Source organism: Algoriphagus faecimaris, from assembly GCF_900101705.1.
Classification (GTDB): Bacteria; Bacteroidota; Bacteroidia; order Cytophagales; family Cyclobacteriaceae; genus Algoriphagus; species Algoriphagus faecimaris.
On the sequence record NZ_FNAC01000006.1, the window covers coordinates 123,030 to 146,696 of the forward strand.

At 40.7% G+C, this 23,667-nt stretch carries 19 protein-coding genes and 1 tRNA gene; 7 read left to right on the forward strand and 13 right to left on the reverse strand.

What is annotated here, in order from left to right; translation table 11 throughout:
* The first annotated feature begins 134 nt into the window (after positions 1–134).
* The 3 genes from BLQ57_RS04870 (at position 135) to BLQ57_RS04880 (ending at position 3,428) form a co-directional block, all read left to right on the forward strand.
* Complete coding sequence (locus BLQ57_RS04870; protein WP_087938125.1) at positions 135–1,550, forward strand: sensor histidine kinase; 1,416 nt, start codon at positions 135–137, stop codon at positions 1,548–1,550.
* 63 nt (positions 1,551–1,613) lie between these two features.
* Positions 1,614–2,753, forward strand: coding sequence for a 6-bladed beta-propeller (locus BLQ57_RS04875; protein ID WP_087938124.1), 1,140 nt, complete (start codon positions 1,614–1,616; stop codon positions 2,751–2,753).
* A 3-nt stretch (positions 2,754–2,756) separates the two neighbouring features.
* Positions 2,757–3,428, forward strand: coding sequence for a LytR/AlgR family response regulator transcription factor (locus tag BLQ57_RS04880; protein ID WP_087938123.1), 672 nt, complete (start codon positions 2,757–2,759; stop codon positions 3,426–3,428).
* Here the strand turns inward: BLQ57_RS04880 and BLQ57_RS04885 are convergent.
* Positions 3,425–4,303: an AraC family transcriptional regulator gene (locus BLQ57_RS04885; protein WP_087938122.1), complete on the reverse strand. Its 879-nt coding sequence runs from the start codon at positions 4,301–4,303 to the stop codon at positions 3,425–3,427. The genes BLQ57_RS04880 and BLQ57_RS04885 overlap by 4 nt on opposite strands.
* A 133-nt stretch (positions 4,304–4,436) precedes the next feature.
* Here BLQ57_RS04885 and BLQ57_RS04890 point away from each other — a divergent pair, with 133 nt between their 5' ends.
* The 3 genes from BLQ57_RS04890 (at position 4,437) to BLQ57_RS04900 (ending at position 10,151) form a co-directional block, all read left to right on the forward strand.
* Complete coding sequence (locus BLQ57_RS04890) at positions 4,437–7,937, forward strand: PVC-type heme-binding CxxCH protein (RefSeq protein ID WP_087938121.1); 3,501 nt, start codon at positions 4,437–4,439, stop codon at positions 7,935–7,937.
* A 2-nt stretch (positions 7,938–7,939) separates the two neighbouring features.
* Complete coding sequence (locus BLQ57_RS04895; RefSeq protein WP_087938120.1) at positions 7,940–8,800, forward strand: sugar phosphate isomerase/epimerase family protein; 861 nt, start codon at positions 7,940–7,942, stop codon at positions 8,798–8,800.
* A 235-nt stretch (positions 8,801–9,035) separates the two neighbouring features.
* A complete protein-coding gene (locus BLQ57_RS04900; protein ID WP_087938119.1) occupies positions 9,036–10,151 on the forward strand; it encodes a Gfo/Idh/MocA family protein in 1,116 nt (371 codons plus the stop codon).
* Positions 10,152–10,294: 143 nt separating this feature from the next.
* Here BLQ57_RS04900 and BLQ57_RS04905 read toward each other — a convergent pair whose 3' ends face one another.
* From BLQ57_RS04905 to BLQ57_RS04920, 4 genes are all read right to left on the reverse strand, one after another.
* Positions 10,295–10,597, reverse strand: coding sequence for a hypothetical protein (locus tag BLQ57_RS04905; RefSeq protein ID WP_087938118.1), 303 nt, complete (start codon positions 10,595–10,597; stop codon positions 10,295–10,297).
* A gap of 562 nt (positions 10,598–11,159) precedes the next feature.
* Positions 11,160–11,232 (reverse strand) — tRNA-Thr (locus BLQ57_RS04910).
* A 110-nt stretch (positions 11,233–11,342) separates the two neighbouring features.
* Positions 11,343–13,352 carry a DUF349 domain-containing protein gene (locus tag BLQ57_RS04915; protein WP_087938117.1) on the reverse strand — a complete coding sequence of 670 codons (2,010 nt, stop codon included), beginning with the start codon at positions 13,350–13,352 and terminating at the stop codon, positions 11,343–11,345.
* A 47-nt stretch (positions 13,353–13,399) separates the two neighbouring features.
* On the reverse strand, positions 13,400–13,969 hold the full coding sequence (locus tag BLQ57_RS04920; protein ID WP_087938116.1) for a YqgE/AlgH family protein: 570 nt from the start codon (positions 13,967–13,969) through the stop codon (positions 13,400–13,402).
* Between the two features lie 99 nt (positions 13,970–14,068).
* Here BLQ57_RS04920 and pdxH point away from each other — a divergent pair, with 99 nt between their 5' ends.
* A complete protein-coding gene (gene pdxH, locus BLQ57_RS04925) occupies positions 14,069–14,701 on the forward strand; it encodes a pyridoxamine 5'-phosphate oxidase (RefSeq protein WP_087938115.1) in 633 nt (210 codons plus the stop codon).
* Between the two features lie 4 nt (positions 14,702–14,705).
* Here the strand turns inward: pdxH and bshB1 are convergent, their stop codons facing one another.
* From bshB1 to BLQ57_RS04965, 8 genes are all read right to left on the reverse strand, one after another.
* Positions 14,706–15,425: a bacillithiol biosynthesis deacetylase BshB1 gene (gene bshB1 / locus BLQ57_RS04930; protein ID WP_087938226.1), complete on the reverse strand. Its 720-nt coding sequence runs from the start codon at positions 15,423–15,425 to the stop codon at positions 14,706–14,708.
* A gap of 3 nt (positions 15,426–15,428) precedes the next feature.
* Positions 15,429–16,469: a peptidoglycan DD-metalloendopeptidase family protein gene (locus BLQ57_RS04935; protein WP_087938114.1), complete on the reverse strand. Its 1,041-nt coding sequence runs from the start codon at positions 16,467–16,469 to the stop codon at positions 15,429–15,431.
* Positions 16,470–16,478: 9 nt separating this feature from the next.
* Positions 16,479–17,423, reverse strand: coding sequence for a thioredoxin-disulfide reductase (gene trxB / locus BLQ57_RS04940; RefSeq protein ID WP_087938113.1), 945 nt, complete (start codon positions 17,421–17,423; stop codon positions 16,479–16,481).
* 159 nt (positions 17,424–17,582) lie between these two features.
* Positions 17,583–18,446 carry a sigma-70 family RNA polymerase sigma factor gene (locus BLQ57_RS04945; protein ID WP_087938112.1) on the reverse strand — a complete coding sequence of 288 codons (864 nt, stop codon included), beginning with the start codon at positions 18,444–18,446 and terminating at the stop codon, positions 17,583–17,585.
* A 59-nt stretch (positions 18,447–18,505) separates the two neighbouring features.
* On the reverse strand, positions 18,506–20,647 hold the full coding sequence (gene pnp, locus BLQ57_RS04950; RefSeq protein WP_087938111.1) for a polyribonucleotide nucleotidyltransferase: 2,142 nt from the start codon (positions 20,645–20,647) through the stop codon (positions 18,506–18,508).
* Positions 20,648–20,746: 99 nt separating this feature from the next.
* On the reverse strand, positions 20,747–21,022 hold the full coding sequence (gene rpsO, locus BLQ57_RS04955; RefSeq protein ID WP_087938110.1) for a 30S ribosomal protein S15: 276 nt from the start codon (positions 21,020–21,022) through the stop codon (positions 20,747–20,749).
* A gap of 61 nt (positions 21,023–21,083) precedes the next feature.
* Positions 21,084–22,859, reverse strand: a complete 1,776-nt coding sequence (locus BLQ57_RS04960; RefSeq protein ID WP_087938109.1) for an LptF/LptG family permease — start codon at positions 22,857–22,859, stop codon at positions 21,084–21,086.
* Positions 22,860–22,932: 73 nt separating this feature from the next.
* Complete coding sequence (locus tag BLQ57_RS04965) at positions 22,933–23,328, reverse strand: START-like domain-containing protein (protein WP_087938108.1); 396 nt, start codon at positions 23,326–23,328, stop codon at positions 22,933–22,935.
* Between the last annotated feature and the right edge of the window lie 339 nt (positions 23,329–23,667).

Here is a 23,667-nt window from a genome sequence, read left to right on the forward strand (position 1 = left end):
TGGCCCAACCATGAAACAAAGAAACACCTTTTATTTCCTGATTTTGCTTGCGCTGATTTATAATCTTATTTTGATTATAATCAATTGATTAATAATAGCTTAAAACCCATCACTGAAATTAAATTTATCAACCTATGAAAAGTAAAAGTCTAGATTTTCGTCAAGTAGAATGGTGGATTGTTACTACAGCAACCCTAATCGCTTTTTTGTTTATCCTCTTTGGCTATCGGCCCTCTTTTTACAATGACAATGACCAAACAATCTTTAGATTTGTCAGTAGAATAGTGATTTTAGCAACACTTTACGCCGGATTTCATCTTATCCACATGATCCTAATCCCGAAATTTATTCGGGAAAATGAAAAGTGGCCATCCATTATCTGGATATTTTTGACTGGGCTGGTTGCCTTTGGGATAAGTGCCCTATTTGGCTATCAAGGAGGATTAATCAAAAATCCTTTTCCTACATTTTTTCTGGGAATCATTGTCCTCTATGCCTGCTATCAGATTGGCGCAAACTTATTAAATCAAGCTCTAACACCTCCTAGGGTTCGTGATTTCCAGGTTTACAATTATGCCCGCTTAATCTTGAGCTACCTCTTTTCTTTGTTTTTCTTAATCCAATTAGACCCCATCGCTAGTCCCGGACCATCGATAATATTTGGTGTTTTTTTACCTGGCATATTCATTTCCAGCCTCTACAATTATTTTTTGGTTTATGGAAAAAGAAAAAAAGGCAAAATAGCCCAGGCTCGATTATTCAATTGGGGCTTGGTCGCTTTGATTCTTTTGGTTTTTCTAATCATCTCAGTAGAAGAAAATCAAGAAGAGATTTTCTTTGTGGGTGGCTTAGGTGTGGCTGCTTTCATTCAGTTGATTTTCTTTCCATTAACTTCCCTAATTTTTAGAAAACTTGAGGCCTATATGGGGCAAATCACCGAACTCACCTATCAAGTGGATCAAGGCCAAGCCAATATGGAATTTCTTCGCTCTCAGATCAATCCGCATTTTTTATTTAATGCACTCAATACACTTTATGCAAGCGCTTTGATGGAAAAAGCCGAAAAGACTTCTGATGGTATTCAAAAACTAGGCGACATGATGCGCTTTATGCTTCATGAAAACCAAATGCCTAAAATTCCCATTTCTCGGGAAATCGACTACCTCAGAAATTACATTGATCTTCAGCTGCTTCGCTTCGGCAACCAAGCCAATTTAGACCTTGATTTTCAGATCAATGATATCGAATGCAAGGGAGAAATCGCTCCAATGCTGATTATTCCTTTTGTAGAAAATGCTTTCAAACACGGTATTTCGACCAAAGAAAAATCATGGATCCGGTTAAACTTGCGATGCATATCAGGTTCACTTCATCTTGATTTGGTGAATAGTGTGCACCCGGTCAAATCCAAAGAAAACTCACGAGAGAGCTCTGGAATCGGCCTAGATAATCTCAAAAAACGCTTAAATTTAGTCTACCCTAATCGACATCAATTGAACATCGTAAGTAATGATTCGGACTTCTTTGTGCACTTTTCTGTACATCTCTAACCAATTGAACTATAATCATTATTTAATTTCAATCAATTCCTAAATATTATTTCCTCGTTAATTATGCATTTAAGGTCAATTTCACTTTTATCATTTCTTCTGCTTTCACTTTTGGCTTGTAGTGTGTCTCCAGAAGTAAGCCCCAATTCAGCGCTTGTCTCGATTCCATTTAAAGATGCTAAAGCCATGGTGCACTCCGATTTAGTGGAAAAACAAGAGTTTATTTTACTGAGTACAACTCAAAATGCGCTTTTCAGTAGAGTGGATAAACTTTTGGCAAGGAATGATCGATTTTATCTTTTTGATCATCTTTCTGATGCTGGGGTTTTGGTCTTTGATCGTGAAGGGAATTTTATCCAAAGCATCGGAGAAATCGGTGAAGGTCCCAATCAATTAAAAAATATTGATGACTTTCAGGTTTTGGAAAATGGAGATGTTTTGATATTAGATAAAGTCCAAAAACGAATTATTACTTATTATTCGACAGGACAATTTAAAGCAGCTACTTCAATTCCAGTGAATTCGGGTGGTTTTGCCAAACAAGAAGATTTTTGGTTTTTAGCGATCAATTTTGACCATCAAAACTCAGGATTGGTTAATAACCAGAAATTCGGTGTTTTCAATCTAAACTTTGAACCGGACAGCCTTTATTTTTACTATCCTCCCAATGTCCCAAATGCCAATATTTATTATCATGCGGGAATAGTATCCCAAAGTAAAAAATCAATTATCTATCATAGGCCACCTAATGACACCATAGCTGTTTTTAATGAAAAGGGAAATTTGCTGAGTCGAATCCTAATCGATTTCGAAACCAATCGATTACCAGATGAAATGGTATTTGATTTTCAACTTAAGGATAAACTTGAAGGGCAAGATCAGGTTTTTCGCTACCTACAAAGCCCAGTACTTCCTGTAGGGCATTATTTATTTGGAATGGTCAGTGGCACGGACAGGTCCTTTTGGACCTTTGCGCTCCATAGGAAAAGTAACGAGTTATTGGTTCAAAAAATTGATTTCAATGACTTTCATCTTCGGGAATTGTTCATTCCTTCTGCTAATTTAGATGACCAAACTCTGGTTTCCCTGATCGATCCTGTCAGCTTTGGACAAGATTCAAACCCGGAGGCCTACCCCATTGAAGTTCAGAATCATTTGAAAAGCGAAGGAACTGTACTTTTGCTTCAATTTTTAAAACCTTAAATAATGATCAAATCAATCGCCATTGACGATGAGACCTATGCGCTAGAGGTGATCAAATCCCTTGCCGAACGTGTTCCATTTCTAGAAATCGAAGCTACCTTCACCAATGCCATCGAGGGACTGGAATATGCCAAAAACAATCGGATCCAACTGGTCTTCTTGGATATAAACATGCCGGATATTTCTGGAATCGATGTGGCTACTTTGCTACCCAAAGAAATCTTGGTTGTTTTCACTACCGCCTATTCTGAGTTTGCAGTTCAGGGCTTTGAACTCGATGCATTGGATTATCTACTGAAGCCTTTTAGCCTGAGTCGCTTTCTCAAAGCCTGTCAAAAAGCTCAAGACTGGATAGAACTAAATCCTGATTCCGAAAACCAATACACCTTCGTTAAATCCAATGATGGGCAGGTTCGTATTGATTTTAACGATCTGCTCTATTGTGAAGCTCAGGGGAACTATGTCACTTTTCGAAGCAAAACGCATAAGGTCATGAGCCGAATGACCCTTACCGAAGCAGAAAAAATGATTCCCTCCTATTTCATCCGCTCTCACCGTTCTTTTCTGGTCAATAAAAAATTGGTTCAAAAAGTCGAACGACACCAGGTTTGGGTAGAAGATCAAAAGGTGCCGGTGAGCGGTTCTTATTATCAGGATTTAGTAGAAAAGCTCTAGCTGCCATAACTGACAAAAAACTCCCGCCTGTACTCTCCAGGAGTCTTTTGCATCCGTTCGCGAAAAAGTTTATTGAAATTGGAAAGTGTCAAAAATCCACTTTCATAGGCTATTTCACTGATATTTAAGTCTGTTTCGTGTAGCAATTTGCAAGAATGAGCTATTCGTAGATCCGTCAGAAAATCAGAAAAGGACTTGTTTACCCTTGCTTTAAAAAATCGGCTAAAAGCACTAGGTGAAAGATTGGCCAAGGCCGCTACATTTTCCAAACTCACCTTGTTTTGGAAATGCTGCATGACGTATTCATATACCAACCCCATTCTATCCTTTTCAGACTCTTTATGGGTATTGATATAGTCTACATGGGCGATTTGTTTACACTCATTGGACTCTGCTATTTTCTCCAAAATATTCAAAAACCGGAGGATTCTTTCGATTCCTTTATCCTTCAGCAAAGCCTGCATCTGACTTTTAATCCATCTGTTGGTTTCCCCAAAGATGGCTATGCCCCGCTGGGATTTTTTTAGCATCTGAGCGATCGACTCAAACTCCTCCAGTTCAAAAACCGAATTACGAAGAAAATCCTCGGGAAAATACACTACTATTCCATGGGTTCTCAGCTTTGAATCAGGTTCAAAGTAAGCCTGATCATTTCTCCAAAGATGAGGTAGATTAGGTCCAGTAAGCACCATATCCCCTTCCCTAAAAGACTGCATATGGTCTCCAATAAAGCGAGTCCCCCTACCCTCTAAAGCAGTAAATAATTGATATTCAGAGTGAAAGTGCCAATTCACATCAAAATATGGAGCAATTAACTCTTTGACAACAAAGGCTTTATCTTCCGGGATTCGCGATTTTTTAACTGGTTTTTTCACTTATTATTGCAAGTCTAGTTTTGAAAACTAGGTAAAAATATCAAAATACAGTCAATTTTTAACAGAATACAGTAAGCTATAGTCCCGAAATTTCTGGAATATAGTAGTTCGAAATTACAGTAAATCCAAACCCATGAATAACCCAAATTTCCTCAAAAGCATTTTCTTGCTTTTTGTACTCGGAGTTTTGTCTTTAGTGGCTTGCTCAGAGAAGAAATCTTACCTTTCCATGACCGAGCCTAGACGCGTAGAAATTCTCGTTCTCGGACATGAAAGTGAGCATCACAATTCTGAGAAACTGATGATGTACCTAAGTACTCCACTGTTTCAAAAAGGAATCAACCTTACCTACACGACTGACCCAAATGATCTCAATACCGACAAATTGCAGAATTATGACGGATTGATGATTTATGCCAATCATGATGAAATCAGCTCTTCACAAGAAAATGCGCTGAAGGATTATGTGGAAGGTGGAAAAGCATTGATTCCGATTCACAGTGCTTCATTTTGTTTCCGTAACTCTGACTGGTATGTAGAGGCCGTTGGAGGGCAGTTTAGTACGCACGGTACAGGAGATTTCACTGCAGAAATCATTGATGCTGATCATCCTATCATGGAGGGAATTAACGAATTTGAAACCTGGGATGAAACCTATGTACATACGGCTGTCAATCCTGATATGCATATTCTTATGGAGCGTGTAGATGAAGAGGGTCGCGAGCCTTATACCTGGACCCGAGAACAGGGAAAAGGAAGAATTTTCTACACTGCTTATGGTCATAATGAAAAAACATGGGAGAAATCTGAATTCCAGCAATTAGTAGCCAATGGTATTCTTTGGGCAGTGGGCGATCAGGTGAATGAGCTTCTGACAGCCTATAATATACCTCAGCCTGAATTTAGGGATGCAGAAATCCCCAATTATGAGCGTCGGGATCCAGCCCCGCGATATCAGCTTCCACTTTCTCCAGAAGAAAGTCAAAAATTGGTTCAGGTACCGGTTGGTTTTGAATTGGAGTTATTCGCATCCGAACCCATGATCATTAATCCTATTTCCATGACTTGGGATGAGCGGGGACGGCTCTTCGTCATCGAAACGACCGATTATCCCAATGAAGTTCGTCAAGAAGGCGGCAGTGATAAGATCAAAATTCTAGAAGATACCGATGGAGATGGAAAGGCAGATAAGGTGACCATTTTTGCCGACAACTTGAATATTCCTACTTCCATCACCCCTATCAATGGCGGAATGCTGATTTCCATGGCTCCTGACTTTGTATTTCTAAAGGATACCGATGGAGATGACGTAGCCGATGTACGTGAGGTAATTATGACGGGTTGGGGCAAAAGCGATACTCATGCCGGACCTTCCAACCTTCGGTATGGATTTGACAATAAAATCTGGGGAGTCTTGGGTTACTCAGGTTTCAATGGTGAAGTCAGCGGGCAGCAGTTCAACTTTGGACAAGGTGTTTACCGTTTTGACCCAAGCGGTGAAAATCTCGAATACCTCGGCAATACCTCCAACAATACTTGGGGATTGGGTTTTACAGAAGATTTTGAAACCTTTATCTCCACCGCCAATGGTCAGCACAGCGTCTATTTTTCCATGGCTAATAAATTTGTAAAAAGACCCATCTACCAAGGCTCGGCCAATACCGTTCACGGAATCGACTCTCACTACGATATGCCACACTTGACACCGTTTTTACGTCAAGTGGATTGGCACGGAAGCTACACGGCAGCAGCCGGGCATAATTTCTACACCGCTAGAAGCTTCCCTAAAGAATACTGGAATCGAATTGCCTTTGTCGCGGAGCCAACCGGACGGGTCTTGCACAATGCCATCATCAACCCTGATGGTTCGGGATATAGTGAGAAAAATGGCTTTAATATTCTTGCCAGTTCTGATGAATGGTTTTCACCCGTACATGCGGAAGTCGGACCAGATGGGGCACTTTGGGTGGCCGATTGGTATAATTTCATCATTCAGCACAATCCTACACCTAGAGGCTTCGAAAATGGAGCTGGAAATGCCTACATCAATCCTCTTCGCGATGCGGAGCACGGGAGAATCTATCGGCTAGTATATAAAGGAGCACAAGAAGCTCAAGAATTTGATCTTTCAAACAATAACAACAAAGAGCTAATCGCTGCGCTGAAGAGTGACAATATGTTTTGGAGATTGACAGCGCAAAGATTGATAGTAGAAAACAAAAAGGTGGAGCTACTTCCTGAGCTCTATAAACTCATCAGCAATCAAGAACAGGATGAAATCGGATTAAATCCTGCTGCTATTCATGCGTTATGGGCTTTGCATGGTTTGGGGGCACTAGACGGAACAAATCGAGAAGCCGAAATGCTGGTTGAAAAGGCCCTTCGACATCCTTCCGCATCAGTTCGCAAAAATGCACTCCGCGTTCTTCCCAAAACTCCAGATGCCATGAAGGCTATCCTAGCTTCCAATTTACTCCAAGATGAGGATCAGCACACTCGAAAAGAAGCGTTTTTGGCTATCTCTGAAATGCCTTTTTCTGAAGATGCGGCAAAATCACTCTATCAGTTAGCTGCTGATGAAAGTAATGCAAGCGATGCCTACCTGCCTCAGGCGATGTTTGCCGCGGTGCTTTCCCACCCTACAGAATTTGCAAAGAGAACCTATTCACCTGCCAATGCAGGAGCTGAAGAAGACATTTCACTGGCAGATCGAATCAGCCGTAGTTTAATCAGCGAACAGTATCCACTCGATCAGCGAAATTCCATTTTATTTCCACCCGAAGTGGCGGGTAAAGAAATTGACCTGAGAATGATCATCTCTAAGGCTGAAAATCCTCTTGCTGGTGTACTTGTGGCTCAGGGAAATAACACCAATGGCTACAGTTTGTATATCTATGAGGATGCACTTCATTTTGCAGTGGCGCAAGATGAAAAGCAAACCATCATCAGTTCGACCAAAAACCTACCCGAGGAGCAATTCATTATCGAGGCAAGTCTCAAAGAATCGGGTGATATGCGTCTTTCTATCAATGGAAATGTAATCGGAACGGCCAGAACCAAAGGGCTTTTCACAGATGAACTCCGGCCTCAATCGGTTCGTGTTGGTAGAAATGACAGTAGAAATGTCGTAGGGAAATATGAAGGGGATTGGTGGTTTGGAGGAAGACTGAGCAATAAGTCCACCCTTTCACTGACCAAGCCCGGAGCGGAATTAGAAGAAAGTGAAAGCACTGCTGCTACCACCACTTCTGCCAATGGATCCATGATCGTCAAACTAGGGGTAATCCCACACGAAATGAAGTTTGATAAGGCTGAATTTACCGTCAAAGCAGGTGCTCAGGTCACCATTGATTTTGAAAATCCGGATTTCATGCAGCACAATTTGGTCATAGGACAAAAAGGAAGCATGGAAACTATCGGAAATGCAGCGGATGAATTGGCTAGAAATCCTCGGGGTGCCGAGCAAAACTACGTGCCTCAGATCCCTGAAGTGATCATTGCTACCGCCCTTGTCGATCCGGAAGGTAGAGAATCCCTAGTTTTTACCGCCCCTACAGAGCCTGGTGAATATCCCTTTGTCTGTACTGTGCCGGGACACTGGAGAATTATGAACGGAATAATGAAAGTAGAGTAATCATGGCTTTAGATGTAAAATTCGGAGTAAGTACCTGGCTATGGACCTCCCCTTTTAATTCAGAGGCGATCAAGCTTTTTCCGAAAATCAAGGAATATGGCTACGATAAGGTCGAAATTCCCGTGGAAGATCCCTCCCTGATAAAGGTAGATGAAGTGAAGAAAGCCTTAGCAGATCATGGGCTTGAAGCGGTCATTTGCGGAGCCTTTGGCCCAAGTCGCGACTTGACACACGATGACCCTGTTTACCATCAGGTTTGTTTTGATTATTTGGATCAGTGTTTTGATATCGCAGCGGAACTGGGAAGCGGTTTTGTCGCCGGCCCCATGTATTCTGCAGTGGGCAAAGCTCGCTTAGTCTCTGCCGAACAGAAAAAAATCGAATGGGACCGGGCGGTGAGTAACCTTCGAAAAGTATGTGAACGCGCCCGAGTCCAAGGCTTGGAAATAGCGCTCGAGACCCTCAATAGATTTGAAACGGACCTGATCAATACTGCCGAGGAGTTGATGCAGCTCATCACAGATATCAATCAACCTGAAGCAAAGGCCCTTCTGGATGGCTTTCATTTGAATATCGAAGAGCCGAGCATAGAACAGGCAATACGGACAGTAGGATCAAAATTGATTCATGTGCAGGTATCAGAAAACTATCGAGGCACTCCGGGCACGGGACAAACCAACTGGGAAGCCTGGAAAAGAGGATTGGAAGCGGTGAACTACAGCGGAACAATCTCTATCGAAAGCTTTACCCCAGAGGTAAAGGAACTTGCTGGAGCAGTCTGTATCTGGAAGCCTTTAGTCCCTTCTCAGGATGGATTTGCCAAGGAAGGGCTGGGATTTCTCAGAAAATGGGCTTCAAAATAAATACAAAGCGCAAAACAATTTCACCCTGAGCACCCTACAGACGAGATTCCGAAGGTAGTAGGCGCTTTCGATTTCGAAACTCTCCTCTCTAAAGTGCTACCGATTACGGATTTTGGTACTTCAGGCTGACACTTCAACGTCCCCGAAACGGGTTCGAGGTAGGCTGTTCAGGGAGGCAAAACCATCAGAAATCAGATTATAATCAATCTTTTTCAACCCAAAACATAACATACACATGAGCAAAAAACCTATCAATATCGCAATTATCGGCTTAGGCTTTGGAGCGGAATTTATCCCGATCTATCAAAAGCATCCTCTGGCCAATATGTATGCTATCTGCCAGCGAAATCAAGAAAAGGCAGAGGCCATCGGAAAAGCTTTTGGCATTGAGCACGTGTATACCGATTACGATGAACTGCTAAAAGATCCCAATATCGACGCAGTTCATATCAATACACCAATTCAAAATCATGCAGAGCAATCTTTAAAGGCCCTGCGTGCTGGCAAACATGTAGCCTGTACCGTTCCAATGGCTACTACTGTCGAGGAATGTCGACAAATCGTAGCCGAAACCGAACGAACCGGACTTACCTATATGATGATGGAGACCGTGGTATATTCTCGTGAATTTCTTTTTGTAAAGGAGATGTACGAAAAGGGCGATTTGGGGAAAATTCAGTTTCTCCGTGCTTCCCACCAACAGGAAATGGCTGGTTGGCCAGGTTACTGGGAAGGCCTCCCTCCTATGCACTATGCCACGCATTGTGTAGGACCAGTATTGGCTTTGCCAAAAGGAGAAGCCGAATACGTTTCTTGCTTGGGTTCGGGTAGAATCGATGAAAACCTGATCCCAAAGTACGGATCCCCATTCGCTATAGAGACCTGTCATATCAAATTGAAGGACTCTGATTTGGCGGCTGAAGTGACCCGATCCCTGTTCAATACGGCCAGACAATATCGGGAAAGCTTCGATGTGTATGGTTCCAAAAAATCCTTTGAGTGGACGCTGATCGAGCATGAAGACTCAGTGATTCATACCGGCGAGATACCTGAAAAGGTGAAGATTCCTGATTATGCGCATTTGCTTCCCGAGGAAATCGCCTCCTTCACCACACAGGGAGTCTATGATCAAGACGAAAATCAGCATTTATCCTTTATCCAAGGTTCCGGCCACGGAGGCTCGCATCCTCACTTGGTCCATGAGTTTTTGGTTGCTTTGACCGATGAGCGAGATCCCTACCCCAATGCCCGACAATCCGCCAATATCACCTGTGTGGGAATTTTAGCACATGAGTCTGCGATGGAAGGCGGGAAAATCAAGCATTTACCGGAGTTTACTTTAAGCAAATAAAACCGAAAGGCCTGGGAAATTTCCAGGCCTTATTTTTTGATTAAGAATATTAAAAACAGAGGGTACTGAGAAGTGGGATATTTGTCAAACCCGCTTCAAACTTCTGCTACCGGTCTTCTAACTTCAAGCTTCCCAATTCCTGCTTATTTAACCTTCTTAGCCTCAGTCACAAACATATCCATTAGCGATCCGGAAGCACTTTCATCATCCACTTTTTTCAGACTTAGATAAACATCATAACCTGTGATATTGAAATAAGCTGTTAGAACACCATCTGTGATACTTACAGAGGACATTTCCTTTTCAGAACCAGAAGCATCTTCTACGAAATAGCCCATGGTTTTACCGTCAACAGTTTCAAAGCGCATAGGAATAGTAGCTGTGCCTTCTGGCGTATCGTAAACGGTAACGGCCCACTTTCCTTCGAAGTACTCAGGAGAGCCCATAAAACTAGAAAAAGTGGCTACTGAACCTATAGTATAGCCAAAAGAACAACGAGAAATAATGAGGATAATTTTTTCATGAAATTAAAGGATTAAAATGAAATAAAATTTAAGGAAAAAAGATGAATACAACGCTTATCAAAGCAAAAAAAAATTAGGCAAGAGAGCTTTGGCTGAGGCCATATTTTTAGGGTGATATCCCAAAGGATTTACCTCCCCAATGCATAAAAAGATAAAAGAAATATTTCTGTTTGAGGATTAGGGTTTATAGGACTTGGATTGCCTTCTAATTCGACAGAGGGAAAGAAACACCAATGCACGAGATCTATCCTAAGTAAATCGAAGATATGACCTCACTTCATTATCATAAAAAAAATCCACCCATTTATGAGTGTTTTTTTGAGCCCTTGATCGGAAAAATTGAATTGCTTCTGAAAACGGCTATTCTTGATTCTCTCTTTTTTGATGAACTTCAAAAAATTGATCTACTGTAGAAAAACTACACTACAGCACCTAAAAAGGCATAAAAAAAGCACCTAGAAATATCTAAGTGCTTTGTTAAATGAGCCCCTTGCCGGGATCGAACCAGCGACCTACTGATTACAAGTCAGTTGCTCTACCAGCTGAGCTAAAGAGGCTTTTATCTTTAACGTGGTGCAAATATAGGCCTTCCTACTATTGAGTCCAAATGCCGTTAATTGATTTTTTGAAGCTATTCCCTATCTCCCTTATTCTGAGTGGGATTAATTTAGAATTCTCTCAAAATTGATAGTCTTTTCTTCAACTTTTCGATCTCTTCTTCTGCTTTTTGGATTTTCACATCAAACTGATCTTTGAGCTTATCTGCCGTCTTAGAAGCTGCAAAGAACTCTAAATTAGTTTTCCAAAGGGTGATGTTATTTTCCAAATCAGAGATTTGCTTGCGAATCCCGTGTTCCTTCTTATTGAAAGTTTTTACCGCATTTGGATCGGATTGAATCCTGTTCAGATTTAAACGGAACAAGAAATCTTCTCGGTCAAAGTTGTCAGGATTTAATTTCTCCAAATAGGTATCTACCGCAGCCTTAAACTGAGCTTGAATCTCCTTCATGTTTTTTCGAGGTACAAATCCAATCTCATTAAACTTCCCTACCAAATCGGTTAATTCTTGCTCTCCAGGCTCTTCTCCTGCCGCAGCTGCGATGATTTCCTGACAAACTTCCTGTTTAGCCTTGTAATTGGCCTCATATTCCGAATTGGCCTGCTTATTGGAACTACGACGGTTTTCGAAAAACTCATCACAAGCGTTTTTGAATCGCTTGTATAGGGCATCACGGCTCTTCTCAGGCGTAGGACCCAGTTTCTTCCATTCTTGCTGCAACTTGATCAAATCATTCGCGGTACTCTGCCAATCGGTAGAATCCTTTAGCTCTTCTGCCTTTTTTATCAGCTCTTCAGCCTTGGATTGATTGGAAGCTCTTATTTCATCCAATTCTTTGAAGAATAGGTTTTTTTGATGAAAGAATTGCTTAAAACCTGACCAAAATGCCTTGTTGATTTCTCTTCCGCTTTCGCGTGGCACTTGTCCTATTTTCTCCCAAGCTTTCTGGATTTCTAGGATTTCTTTGGTTTTGGTATTCCAGTCCTTGATTCGATCGGCTTTAAAGTCTTTGAAAGCATTTAGCTTTTCGATCAAAGCCTCTTTTTCTGTTTGATTCTTTTTAAAAACTTCCTTTTGACTGTCGTAAAATTCTTTTCTACGATCATATACGGCATCTGATGCGCTTTTGAACCGCTGCCAAAGGGCTTCTTGTTCGTCTCTAGGCACAGGACCAATATGCTTAAATTCCTCATGGAGCTCATTCAGTGATTTAATGGCTTCCTTGAGGTCAGGCACTGTCTTAAGCGCCTCGGCTTTTTCACAAAGCTCCAACTTGCTTTCTAAATTTTTCTTACGATCGAGTTCTTTGAGTTCGAAGTAGATACTTCTATTGTCATAAAACCGATCCATCAGCGCATTATAGCTGGCCCAGAGACTTCTGTTTTGAGAAGATGGCACCGGCCCAATGGCTTTCCACTCCTCCTGAATCGCCTTGATGGCATTCATACTGAGGGTGGTTTCCTCTCCATCTACCAATTCACGGAGACGGTTTAGTATATCTGTTTTAGTTTCAAGGTTTTTCTCTTTCTGACGCTCAGCTTCTTTTCTCAGTGTAGAGACTTGCTTTCTAAACTCAAAGTAATATTGATTGAATTCTCGCTCTTCTTCAGAAGGTCGAAAGTCAAAATCATCTTCCACGCCGCCTTCAGCTTTGAATTTCTCAAAGGCTTCTTCTCTTTCTTTGGAGGTGAATTCATCAAAAGCAGCTTTTATTTCATTGACTACTCGGTCAATTTTCATTACTGCTGTTTCTCCTTTAACCTTGTCTTTTAAGACTTCCAGAAGTTGGCTCTTATCCAAACCAGTCAAATCAAGCTCCTCTTCCGAATGATCTTCTTCAGTTTCTTCGGTATCTTCGGCACCATCCTTCTCATCTCCCGAAGGAGTTTTAGCCTTTTCGCTTGATACTTCAGGTTGATTTTTTCCCTCTTCTTCCACCTTTGGAGGGTTGGAAGAATCCTCAGTTTTAGCAGTTTCCTCCTTTTTGGAAGGTGAATCTTCTGAGGCCTGACTTGTTTGGTCAGCTGCAGTTTCTTCTGTTTTACCCTTCACCTCTGAATTATCAGCTGCTTGGGTCACCTTGTCTTTTCCAGACAGATCGTCGTCTTTCTCAATCATAAAAACACTAAATTTCAAAGCAATATGGGCAAAAGTAGCGATTTTGCCTAATTTAATCTGGGGTCAAGGGGATAATTTGCAAGAAGCTTGAAATCCCCTCCCATATTTAAGAGCACCTTTCTCCAGAGTTCGTCAGGTGTGTAACTTAGTGTGTTTTCATCCAAGGCATTTTGGCAGACAATCCAAGTGCTTTCTATCAATTCCTCTTTGAGTTGATCGGGAGCCCACCCGGAGTATCCCAAGAAAAAGCGAAAGTCGTCAATGTCGATATTCCCTGACTGTAGACCAAGAGCTAATTCTTCAAAATTACCTCCCCACCACATTTCAGGACCGATTTGAATACTCTCTTCAAGGAGTTTCTTTCCTTGATAGATATAGTGGAGCGTATTCTGCTCTACAGGACCCCCGACATAGACTTCCTTATCTACAAATGATAAGCGATCCATAATTTCGGCAAGCTTCAGAATGGAAGGTTTATTCAAAATAAGTCCAAAGCTCCCCTCTGCATTATGCTCGCATAGGAGAACTACAGATCTGGTAAAATTCTCATCCAGCAAAAAAGGCTCTGAGATCAATAAATCACCAGCCGAAAGGTCGGGAATCTTATCACTGCTCATGGTAGAAATAAAATTATTGAATGAAAAATATATGCCTAAATTTTATAAATGCAATGCTGATCGTACATTTATTCTAGAAAAATTTAAGTCAAATCCATTATGAATATTGCATCGATCCGAAAAGAGTATTCACTTCGTTCTCTGGAAATAGAGGATGTGTTGAATGACCCCTTGTCTCAGTTTAGAAATTGGATGAAGGAGGCTATGAAATCCGAGGTTCTTGAGGTCAATGCGATGACGCTTTCTACCTTGTCTCTTGATGGCTTTCCAAATGCGCGAATAGTCCTTTTGAAGGAAGTAGACCATGGGTTTGTTTTTTTTACTAATTATGAAAGTGAAAAAGGTCAGGAGCTGAGTAAAAATCCATTTGCTGCTCTTACTTTTTTCTGGGCAGAACTTGAACGTCAAGTAAGAGTCACAGGAAAAGTAGAAAGAATAAGTGGCAAAGAGTCGGATGATTATTTTTTCAGCAGGCCCGTCGGCTCTCAAATCGGCGCATGGACTTCACCCCAAAGTCAAAAAATCGGGTCAAGAGAAGTACTTGATCAGCGTTTGAAGGAAACGGAAACGAGATTTGCCTCTGAACAAATTTCTAGACCTCCTTTCTGGGGAGGCTTTCGATTGATACCCAACAAAGTGGAATTTTGGCAGGGAAGACCTAGTCGTCTTCATGACCGTATTCTATATGAAGCAAAAGAAACAGACTGGCAAATTTCCAGATTAGCTCCTTAATCGATTATTTCAGATCAAAAAGGTTTTGCGAACCAATCATTCGCTCTACAGTAAACCCTTCTCCGTATTTCGTGAGGATCCGATGCCCCATCTCTCTTGCTCTCGCTTCGATAAAGGGTAAAAATTCCGGATTAGAAATGAAGCTTTCAGGCTCATTGCTTTCTGGATCATGGAATTGTGACTGAAAAGCCAGAATACTTTTCACTTTAATATCCCAAAAATCGGTGATATCAAAAACAAAATCAGGCTCTATATAATTGTTTTGAATATAATGATAGACAAATTTGGGTCTCCAAGCATCTTGCTTTTCTCCTTCATAAGTGGTCTCTATTTTTCGAAGTCCACTCATAAAACAGGCATGGGTTGCCAAACTTGCTCCTTTGCCATGATCGGGGTGTCGATCTCTGATGGCGTTAGCTAAAACAATATCCGGTTGGTATTTCCGGATCACTTTGATCAGGTCCAACTGATGGGACTCATCGTCCAAAAATAAAACGTCTTTGAATCCCATATTTTCTCGGGCAGAAAGGCCCAAAATCTTTGCCGCATCATCAGCTTCTTTGAGTCGGAGTTCGGGAGTGCCACGTGTGCCCATCTCCCCTTGGGTCAAATCCACAATCCCCACCTTATATCCACGAGCTATATGAGCTGCAATCGTACCGGAACAACCTAATTCTGCATCATCAGGATGAGCTGCAATTACTAAAATATCTAGTTTTTTCATCATTTAACGGACTCTTAAATTTTGGCCAATGCGAAGAATGGTTCGAGTTGATATTCGGTTTAATCTTGTTAAAGTGCTAACAGATACACCATATCTCCTCGCTATTCCTCCTAAGGTATCCCCACGTTTGACTCTATGATAAGCCGCCGTGCGCGCCTGAACGACTTGGTTAAACGTGCCGGGAGTAATCTGATAATCTTGAAATTTAATTTTCCCATTGGGAAAATCGTATACCAACTCTGGATCAAATGCTAGCCCTCTATACCGTAATTCGTAATGTAAGTGTGGACCCGTACTTCTCCCTGTACTACCTCCTTTTCCTATAATATCTCCAGCTTTGACCTCATCACCTACTTGGGCGATAAGTTTAGACATATGACCATAGAGTGTTTCCAAACCATTTTTATGTCTGACTACTAAAAAATTACCATAGCCATACCTATCGTACGAACGCACACGAACGATCCCATCAAAACCTGCATAAACAGGGTCTCCTGTATTCAGGTCCAAGTCTGTTCCGTAATGCATTCTACCCCATCTAGGCCCATAGGATGAGTTGATCTTCATGATATCGGTGGGCATTTTCCATTGGTAGCCAAAAAAGGGATCATAAAGACGGACATTGACTGTATCTTGAAAATTTCTAACGTCAAAATTGTAAATATCCACCTTCTTGGAGTCCCAATTGGCGTAATATTCAAACGCAGTTACCCAAATACTATCAATTTGAATTTGTTCTGAAACCTTAATTAGGCGATTGGTAGGTGCCCAAATCATCAAGTTTTGATCTTCGGCGATGATGGATCTTGATTTGCGAAGATTGACGTTATTCTCAAAAATTAGAGAATCCGTGATTGTACTTAAGGATTGTAAATAGGCATCTTGATCGAAGGCACGGAGTTCAATGTTCCTTCGTTCTTGAGGGACTGTAGTAGTCTCAGAATTACTCTTTTTAATGATCTTAGGAAAAATTTGAGCATTGGCCGGGGTAAGACCAATGCTCAAAAAGATTCCCAGAAATAGTATCAATAGTGGATACTTCATGAATGACTTTTAATGATTCTCCATTGCAGCTAAATACCTCTCGGCATCCAAAGCAGCCATACAGCCAGTTCCTGCGGCAGTTACAGCCTGTCGGTAGATGTGATCTTGTGCATCTCCACAAGCAAAAACGCCCTCGACATTTGTTTTTGTACTTCCAGGAATGGTTTTTATATAACCGGCTTCATCCATGTGAATGAAATCTTTGAACACCTCAGTGTTTGGTTGATGACCAATAGCAACAAAGAAGCCAGAAATCTTCAATTCCTTTTTTTCTTGGGTAACATTATTATAAACACGAACTCCATTCACTTCATCCTCGCCCAAAATCTCATCGGTCTCGGTATTCCAGAGAATTTCAATCTTAGGATTATTCATCACACGGTTTTGCATGATTTGAGAAGCGCGCATCTCATCCCTGCGGACTATCATGTATACTTTGCTACAAATATTAGCCAAATACGAAGCCTCCTCGCATGCAGTATCACCTGCACCTACAATCGCCACATCCTGTCCTCTAAAAAAGAAACCATCGCATACCGCACAGGCGGATACACCTTTACCATTTAGACGCGTCTCACTATCTAAACCCAGCCATTTTGCAGAAGCTCCGGTAGAAATAATAACTGTATCTGCATGAACCGTCACTTGATCATCTACGGTGACTACATGAGGCTTTTGGCTGAAATCTACACCAGTGACCATTCCGTATCGGACTTTGGTGCCAAAACGTTCAGCTTGTTTTCTAAAATCCTCCATCATCTCAGGTCCCATGATCCCATCAGGGTAGCCTGGGTAATTTTCCACATCGGTGGTGATGGTCAACTGACCACCCGGCTGACCTCCAGTATATAGAATAGGCTCTAAACCTGCTCTAGAGGCATAGATAGCGGCAGTATATCCTGCGGGTCCTGATCCTACTATCAAAACCTTAACTCTTTCAATTTCTTGATTCATCTCTGTGAAGTATTAAATCGGGTAAAATTTGATATTTCTAAGTTTGGAACAAAACTAAGGAATGTTAAAATTCCCAAATGTGACTCTTATCCTATTAGAATCAATCAGATAATTTTGAACCTGAAAAAAATAAAAAAAGGGAGTCGCCTCCCCTTTTTGTTAACCTAAGTAAGGCTTCAGTGTCTTACTCCTTGATGTATGTCTAAGCCGTCTAATGGCTTTTTCTTTAATTTGTCTCACTCGCTCTCGGGTCAAATTAAATTTTTCACCGATTTCTTCCAATGTCATGGCTTGCTCACCATTCAATCCGAAGTAAAGTGTAATGACATCGGCCTCACGCTGGGTCAGAGTAGAAAGTGCTCTTTGTACTTCTTTACGAAGCGAGTCATTCATCAACTCATCGTCAGGCTTCTCATCTCCATCATTCTCCAATACATCCAAAAGGCTATTTTCTTCCCCTTGTACGAATGGTGCATCCATAGAAACATGTCTACCTGAAATCTTCATGGTATCCACTACTTCGGATGCAGTAACTTCAAGTACCTCTGCCAATTCCTCAGGAGATGGCTCTCTTTCAAACTTCTGCTCTAACTCACTGAAAGTTTTAGAGATTTTATTCAAAGAACCTACTCTATTCAATGGAAGTCTAACAATACGGGATTGCTCAGCCAAAGCCTGCAAAATCGACTGTCTAATCCACCAAACGGCGTAAGAGATGAATTTGAAACCTCTAGTTTCATCAAATCGTTGAGCAGCTTTGATCAAACCTAGATTTCCTTCATTGATCAAGTCGCCCAAAGAGAGTCCTTGGTTCTGATATTGTTTTGCGACCGAAACCACAAATCGAAGATTGGCTTTGGTTAATTTTTCCAATGCCAATTGGTCTCCTTCTCGGATCCTCTTTGCCAAAACAACTTCCTCGTCTGCAGTTAACAAATCAACCTTACCAATTTCCTGAAGGTATTTGTCCAGGGACTGGCTTTCTCTGTTGGTAATCTGTTTACTGATTTTTAGCTGCCTCATTCAGAATAATGATTTGTGTAATAGATGTATTAGTGAATTTAATCAAATGAAGGTTAATCTTAACCTTTTGGTTCCTGTTTTTCTGGTTTTGGGATCAAAACTTTTCTGGAAAGCTTAAACTTACCTGTCTTTTTATCTACATCGATAAGTTTGACCATGATTTCTTCTCCAGGTTCCAATACTCCGTCCATACTTTCTAGACGCTCCCACTTGATTTCGGATATATGAAGTAAACCATCTTTACCAGGCATAAATTCCACAAATGCACCAAAAGGTTGAATATTTTTAACCTTACCGGTATAAGTTTCACCGATTTCAGGCTGAGCTACTATCGCCTTGATACGTCTCAAAGCAGCATCCATATTGTCCTGATTAGCAGAGAATACGTTAATCTTACCTTGATTGTCGATTTCTTCGATCACAATCGTGGTACTCGTGTCTTTTTGGATTTCTTGAATTACTTTTCCTCCAGGTCCGATTACAGCTCCGATCAATTCTTTAGGAATCATCATTACAAAAGAACGTGGGGTATGTGGCTTCAAGTCTGGCTTAGGAGCAGCAAGTGTCTTATTGATTTCATTCAAGATATGAAGTCTACCTTCTTTTGCTTGATGAAGCGCTTCTTTGAGCACGGAATAATCAAGTCCTTCTACTTTCAAGTCCATCTGGCAAGCAGTGATACCTTTTTCTGTACCAGTTACTTTAAAGTCCATATCTCCCAAGTGATCTTCATCACCTAAGATATCGGATAGAATGGCATATTTACCTGATTTAGCATCTGAAATCATTCCCATCGCAATACCAGTCACCGGTGCTTTGATTTTCACACCCGCATCCATCAATGCCAATGAACCCGCACAAACGGTAGCCATCGATGAAGATCCGTTGGATTCCAAAATGTCAGATACGATACGGATAGTGTAAGGATTTTCAATTTCTGAAGGCAACACTTTTTTCAAGGCTCTCATGGCCAAGTTTCCATGTCCTACCTCTCTTCTACCCGGTCCTCGGTTAGGCTTCACTTCACCGGTAGAAAATCCCGGAAAATTGTAATGAAGGAAAAACTTATTGTATCCTGAGATCACAGCTCCATCAACCATCTGCTCATCCATCTTAGTACCTAATGTACAAGTGGTGACAGATTGGGTTTCACCTCTAGTAAATACTGCAGAACCGTGAGCTGAAGGAAGGTAATCTACCACAGACCAAATAGGTCGAACTTCAGTAAGATCACGACCATCCATCCGCTTTTTGGTATCTAGCGTAAAGTTTCTAGCGGCCTCTTTGTGGATTTTGTGGAAATAAGGCCCTATCAAACTTGCTTCAAATTCATGCTCTTCACCTAAAGCTTCTACAAATTCCTCTTTGATCTCTTTAATTAAAGCTGATCGCTCGCTCTTATTGGCAATTTGCTTAGAAACAGACTGATATAGTTTATCATAAAGTTCTGATCGCATCTTATCAAAAAGTGCCGGATCAGATTTTTCATGATTGTATTCTCTCTTTTGTTCTTTTCCTACTTCTTTGGTCAATTCCAACTGTACTTGACAGTGACGCTTGATTTCTTCATGAGCAAACTCCATGGCTTCTACCATTTCATCCTCCTGAATCTCATTGGCCTCACCCTCCACCATCAAAATGAATTCCAAAGAACCCGCTACAATAAATTCTAAAGAAGCTTTTTCAAGATCGCTTGGCTTGGGATTAATGACTAATTGGCCATCAATCTTGGCTACACGAACTTCTGAAATAGGTCCGTTAAAAGGAATATCCGAAACAGCTAATGCGGCAGATGCAGCCAATCCTGCTAGGCAATCGGGCAAAACTTCCTCATCAGAGGACATTAAAGTGATGGCAATTTGTGTATCCGCATGGTAATCGTCCGGAAAAATCGGACGAATTGCTCTATCAACTATACGGCTGATAAGAATTTCGTAATCGGAAAGCCTTCCTTCTCGCTTCAAAAAGCCTCCAGGAATCTTTCCAGATGCCGCGAATTTTTCTTGATAATCCACGGACATAGGCAAAAAGTCAACTCCTTCACCAGCCTCTTTTTTGGATACTACAGTAGCCAAGAGCATGGCCTTTCCCATTTTTACTACTACAGAGCCGTCTGCTTGTTTTGCTAGGGCTCCTGTTTCAATAGTGATTTGTCTACCATCTTGAAGTGTGATGGTCTTAGTGATTAAATTTGGTAACATAAATTATGATTAGTATTATTTTTCTCGTTTTAAAAGTAAATGCATCTAGCTAAAAAAGAAAAAAGTAAGGTCCTCTAAAAGAGAACCTTACCTAATTGGTTATTTTCTAATTCCTAGTTCAGCAATGATTGATCTGTATCGCTCGATGTCGTTTTTGATCAAATAATCTAGTAAGCTTCTGCGCTTACCTACTAGCTTGAGCAATCCAAGTCTGGAGGAGTGATCCTTTTTGTTGGATTTCAAATGCTCAGTCAAATGCTGAATTCTGTGAGTAAAGAGGGCAATCTGAGACTCAGGAGATCCTGTATCAGTTTCAGATTTTAACCGTCCATGATTTTTAAACAACTCTTGTTTTTTCTCTGATGTTAAATACATGTTTAGCTAAATTAATTAAAACAGAGACAAAGGTAAGGTTAATATTCCAAATTAGAAAATATTAAGCGGCTTTTGCATTATTCCCCTTTACTCTTTTTCTCACTCCTTTCCACCATTCCAAATAGAAATCCGGCTCAAATAATCGAGCATCCTTACGAGCTTGTTTTAAAAAGAAAAATCCAAAAGGAAGGAGAACCAAACAAGAAAACCAGGTGCCCCAAAAAGGATCTGTCACTCCCTCCTTGGCCCATTTCTCTCCCGTAATGGTCAACATATAGTAGACGATAAAAAATATAATAGAGACGAGTACCGGTAAACCCAATCCACCTTTCTTAATGATCGCACCTAGGGGTGCCCCTATTAAAAACATTACAAAACAGGCAAAGGCTTGAGTGTACTTTTGATACCATGCTATTTCAAATCTTCTAAATTCTCTTTCGTGATTTTCGATTTGCACCTTGGTCACTTGAAAGTTATTCTTAAGATTTCTTGAGTTATTTAAAGCCATTGTCATCGCATTAGTGCGATAGCCTCTTTTATGCACCAAGGAATCAATAAATGCTTTTTCCTCTGCTGTCAAAGGAGTAGTTCGTTTGACTTTGACTTTCAAGTCATTAGGATCATCAGGAACGGGGTTATCGACCATTTCTTCCTCCAAGTCTCTTTGAATAGCGCGCGACCTTGCTTCTTTCTCCTGAATGATAGAATCCACATTGGGCTTTGCTGATGTGGAGGAGCTCACATAAAGCCGCTTACTGGAATCCGGAATGGTGATCAGGCTCTCTTCTACATTAACAATAACAGTATCTTTCTCAGCATTCAAAACTTGTGAGAGTGAATCCCTTCTTCTACGCTCCCTCCTACTAAGTTCGGCTCTCAGGGAATCATAGCGTGCTTTCTTTTCCACGATGGGATCAAGGGGTTCGATTTCTCTTGATCGTGTAAAAAACGGGAAAATACTTTCAGCAGTTTTATAATTTTTAAACTGCTGATCATTTACCAAAAATGCAATAGAATCAAGGCCAAGCTTGATTTCTGAAATATTTTTTATCGATCGATTGGTAGACCATAAATCCTCCGGTGTACGGCTGAGTTGGAATTCATCTAAACTAAAAACAATTATATTTTCATCAAATGTAGTCCTATTAAATTCCACCGGTTTTTCAGCAATTCCTCTTGTGGCTCGGGCTTCTTTGTAGTTGGTGCCTTTGTACAAGGTCAACTTCATATAGTTTTCATTAAAAAACTTCTCCATTCGACCGGAATCGGCTACTGTGACATCAAGATTCCCCAAGGCATCGTTATGATTATAAATAATGATATCCTTTAAATCATTGTCATTTAATTTTTGATTGACCTTAATACTATACCCGGGTATGCCCGCATAAAAAATCCCCTCACGAATATCCAAGGCAGGAGATTTCATTCGAATATCGTAAAGCAAACTAAATGTTTTGAGATTGACTCGTGGGACTAGGAAATTATTAGATAAAAAAGCCGCGATAACCAAAAACACAGTGAAAATAGCTATGGGACGAAGCGCCCTAATCAGAGAAATTCCACTACTCTTAATCGCTGTCAATTCAAAATGCTCCCCTAAATTGCCAAAAGTCATCAGACTAGAAAGCAATACTGCCAAAGGCAATGCCATGGGAGAAATACTGATCACAAAATAACCGATCAACTCTGCATAGATCCAAAAGCTCAGACCCTTTCCAAAAATCTCATCGAAATACTTGAGCATGTTGACTATCAAAAGAATAAAGTCAACCACCACAAATGTCAATAAAAATGGGCCTATAAAAGAGCCCAATATTAGTTTATCTAATTTCTTCATAGAAATTCCCCTTCTGTGTTTCAAAGGTACGAAACATAGATTTAGAGGTTCAAAATTGATGAATTAGATTCATTTAACCACCAATTATTTCTTTTAGTTTACCAATCAAACCTTCCCAGATAGCGGTCAACTCCTCGTCGTCGTATCCATCCGAATAATCAATTACCTTAAGAAAGAGCGTTTGGGTCAACTCATTTTCTTCTAACTTAAATTCGATGAAGGCATGATCTTTTTCTTCAGGATTTGTCGGGTCATAAAATTCAAACTTAACATGAGAATTAATTCGCAAAGAAGCCAATTTTGCATGATGGTCCTCTCCGTCGAAGTTAAATATATAGGCCTTGTCCTCATTTATTTTGACTTCATCAGCAAACCATTCTTCCAAACCGCTCGCAGTACTTAAATACTGAAAAACAATTTTTTTAGAGGCATTAATTTGATAATCAGCAACAAACTTATTTTTAACCATGATTTTTAAATTTCTGGAGTGAAAATTTCACTTTTTTAAAGAACGTCAACTTGCATTTCACAGGACAAGACCTCATATTTGCATTCCCATTTGAGAGGGAGCCAATCAAGAAGAAAATAAAGATTTTCAATCTTGAAATATTGAAATTTGACCGTGTCATAATATAGGCATTAATTCGAACATTCGATATCAAAAAATAAATATTACATAAAATTCTGGCGAGGTATCCCAATAGTTATCGGGAGAAGGATTCTTATCCGCCACGGCGGACACGGGGTCACTCCCAACACATTGAAGTAATGAATAAATAAATGCCGGCGAGGTAGCTCAGTTGGTTAG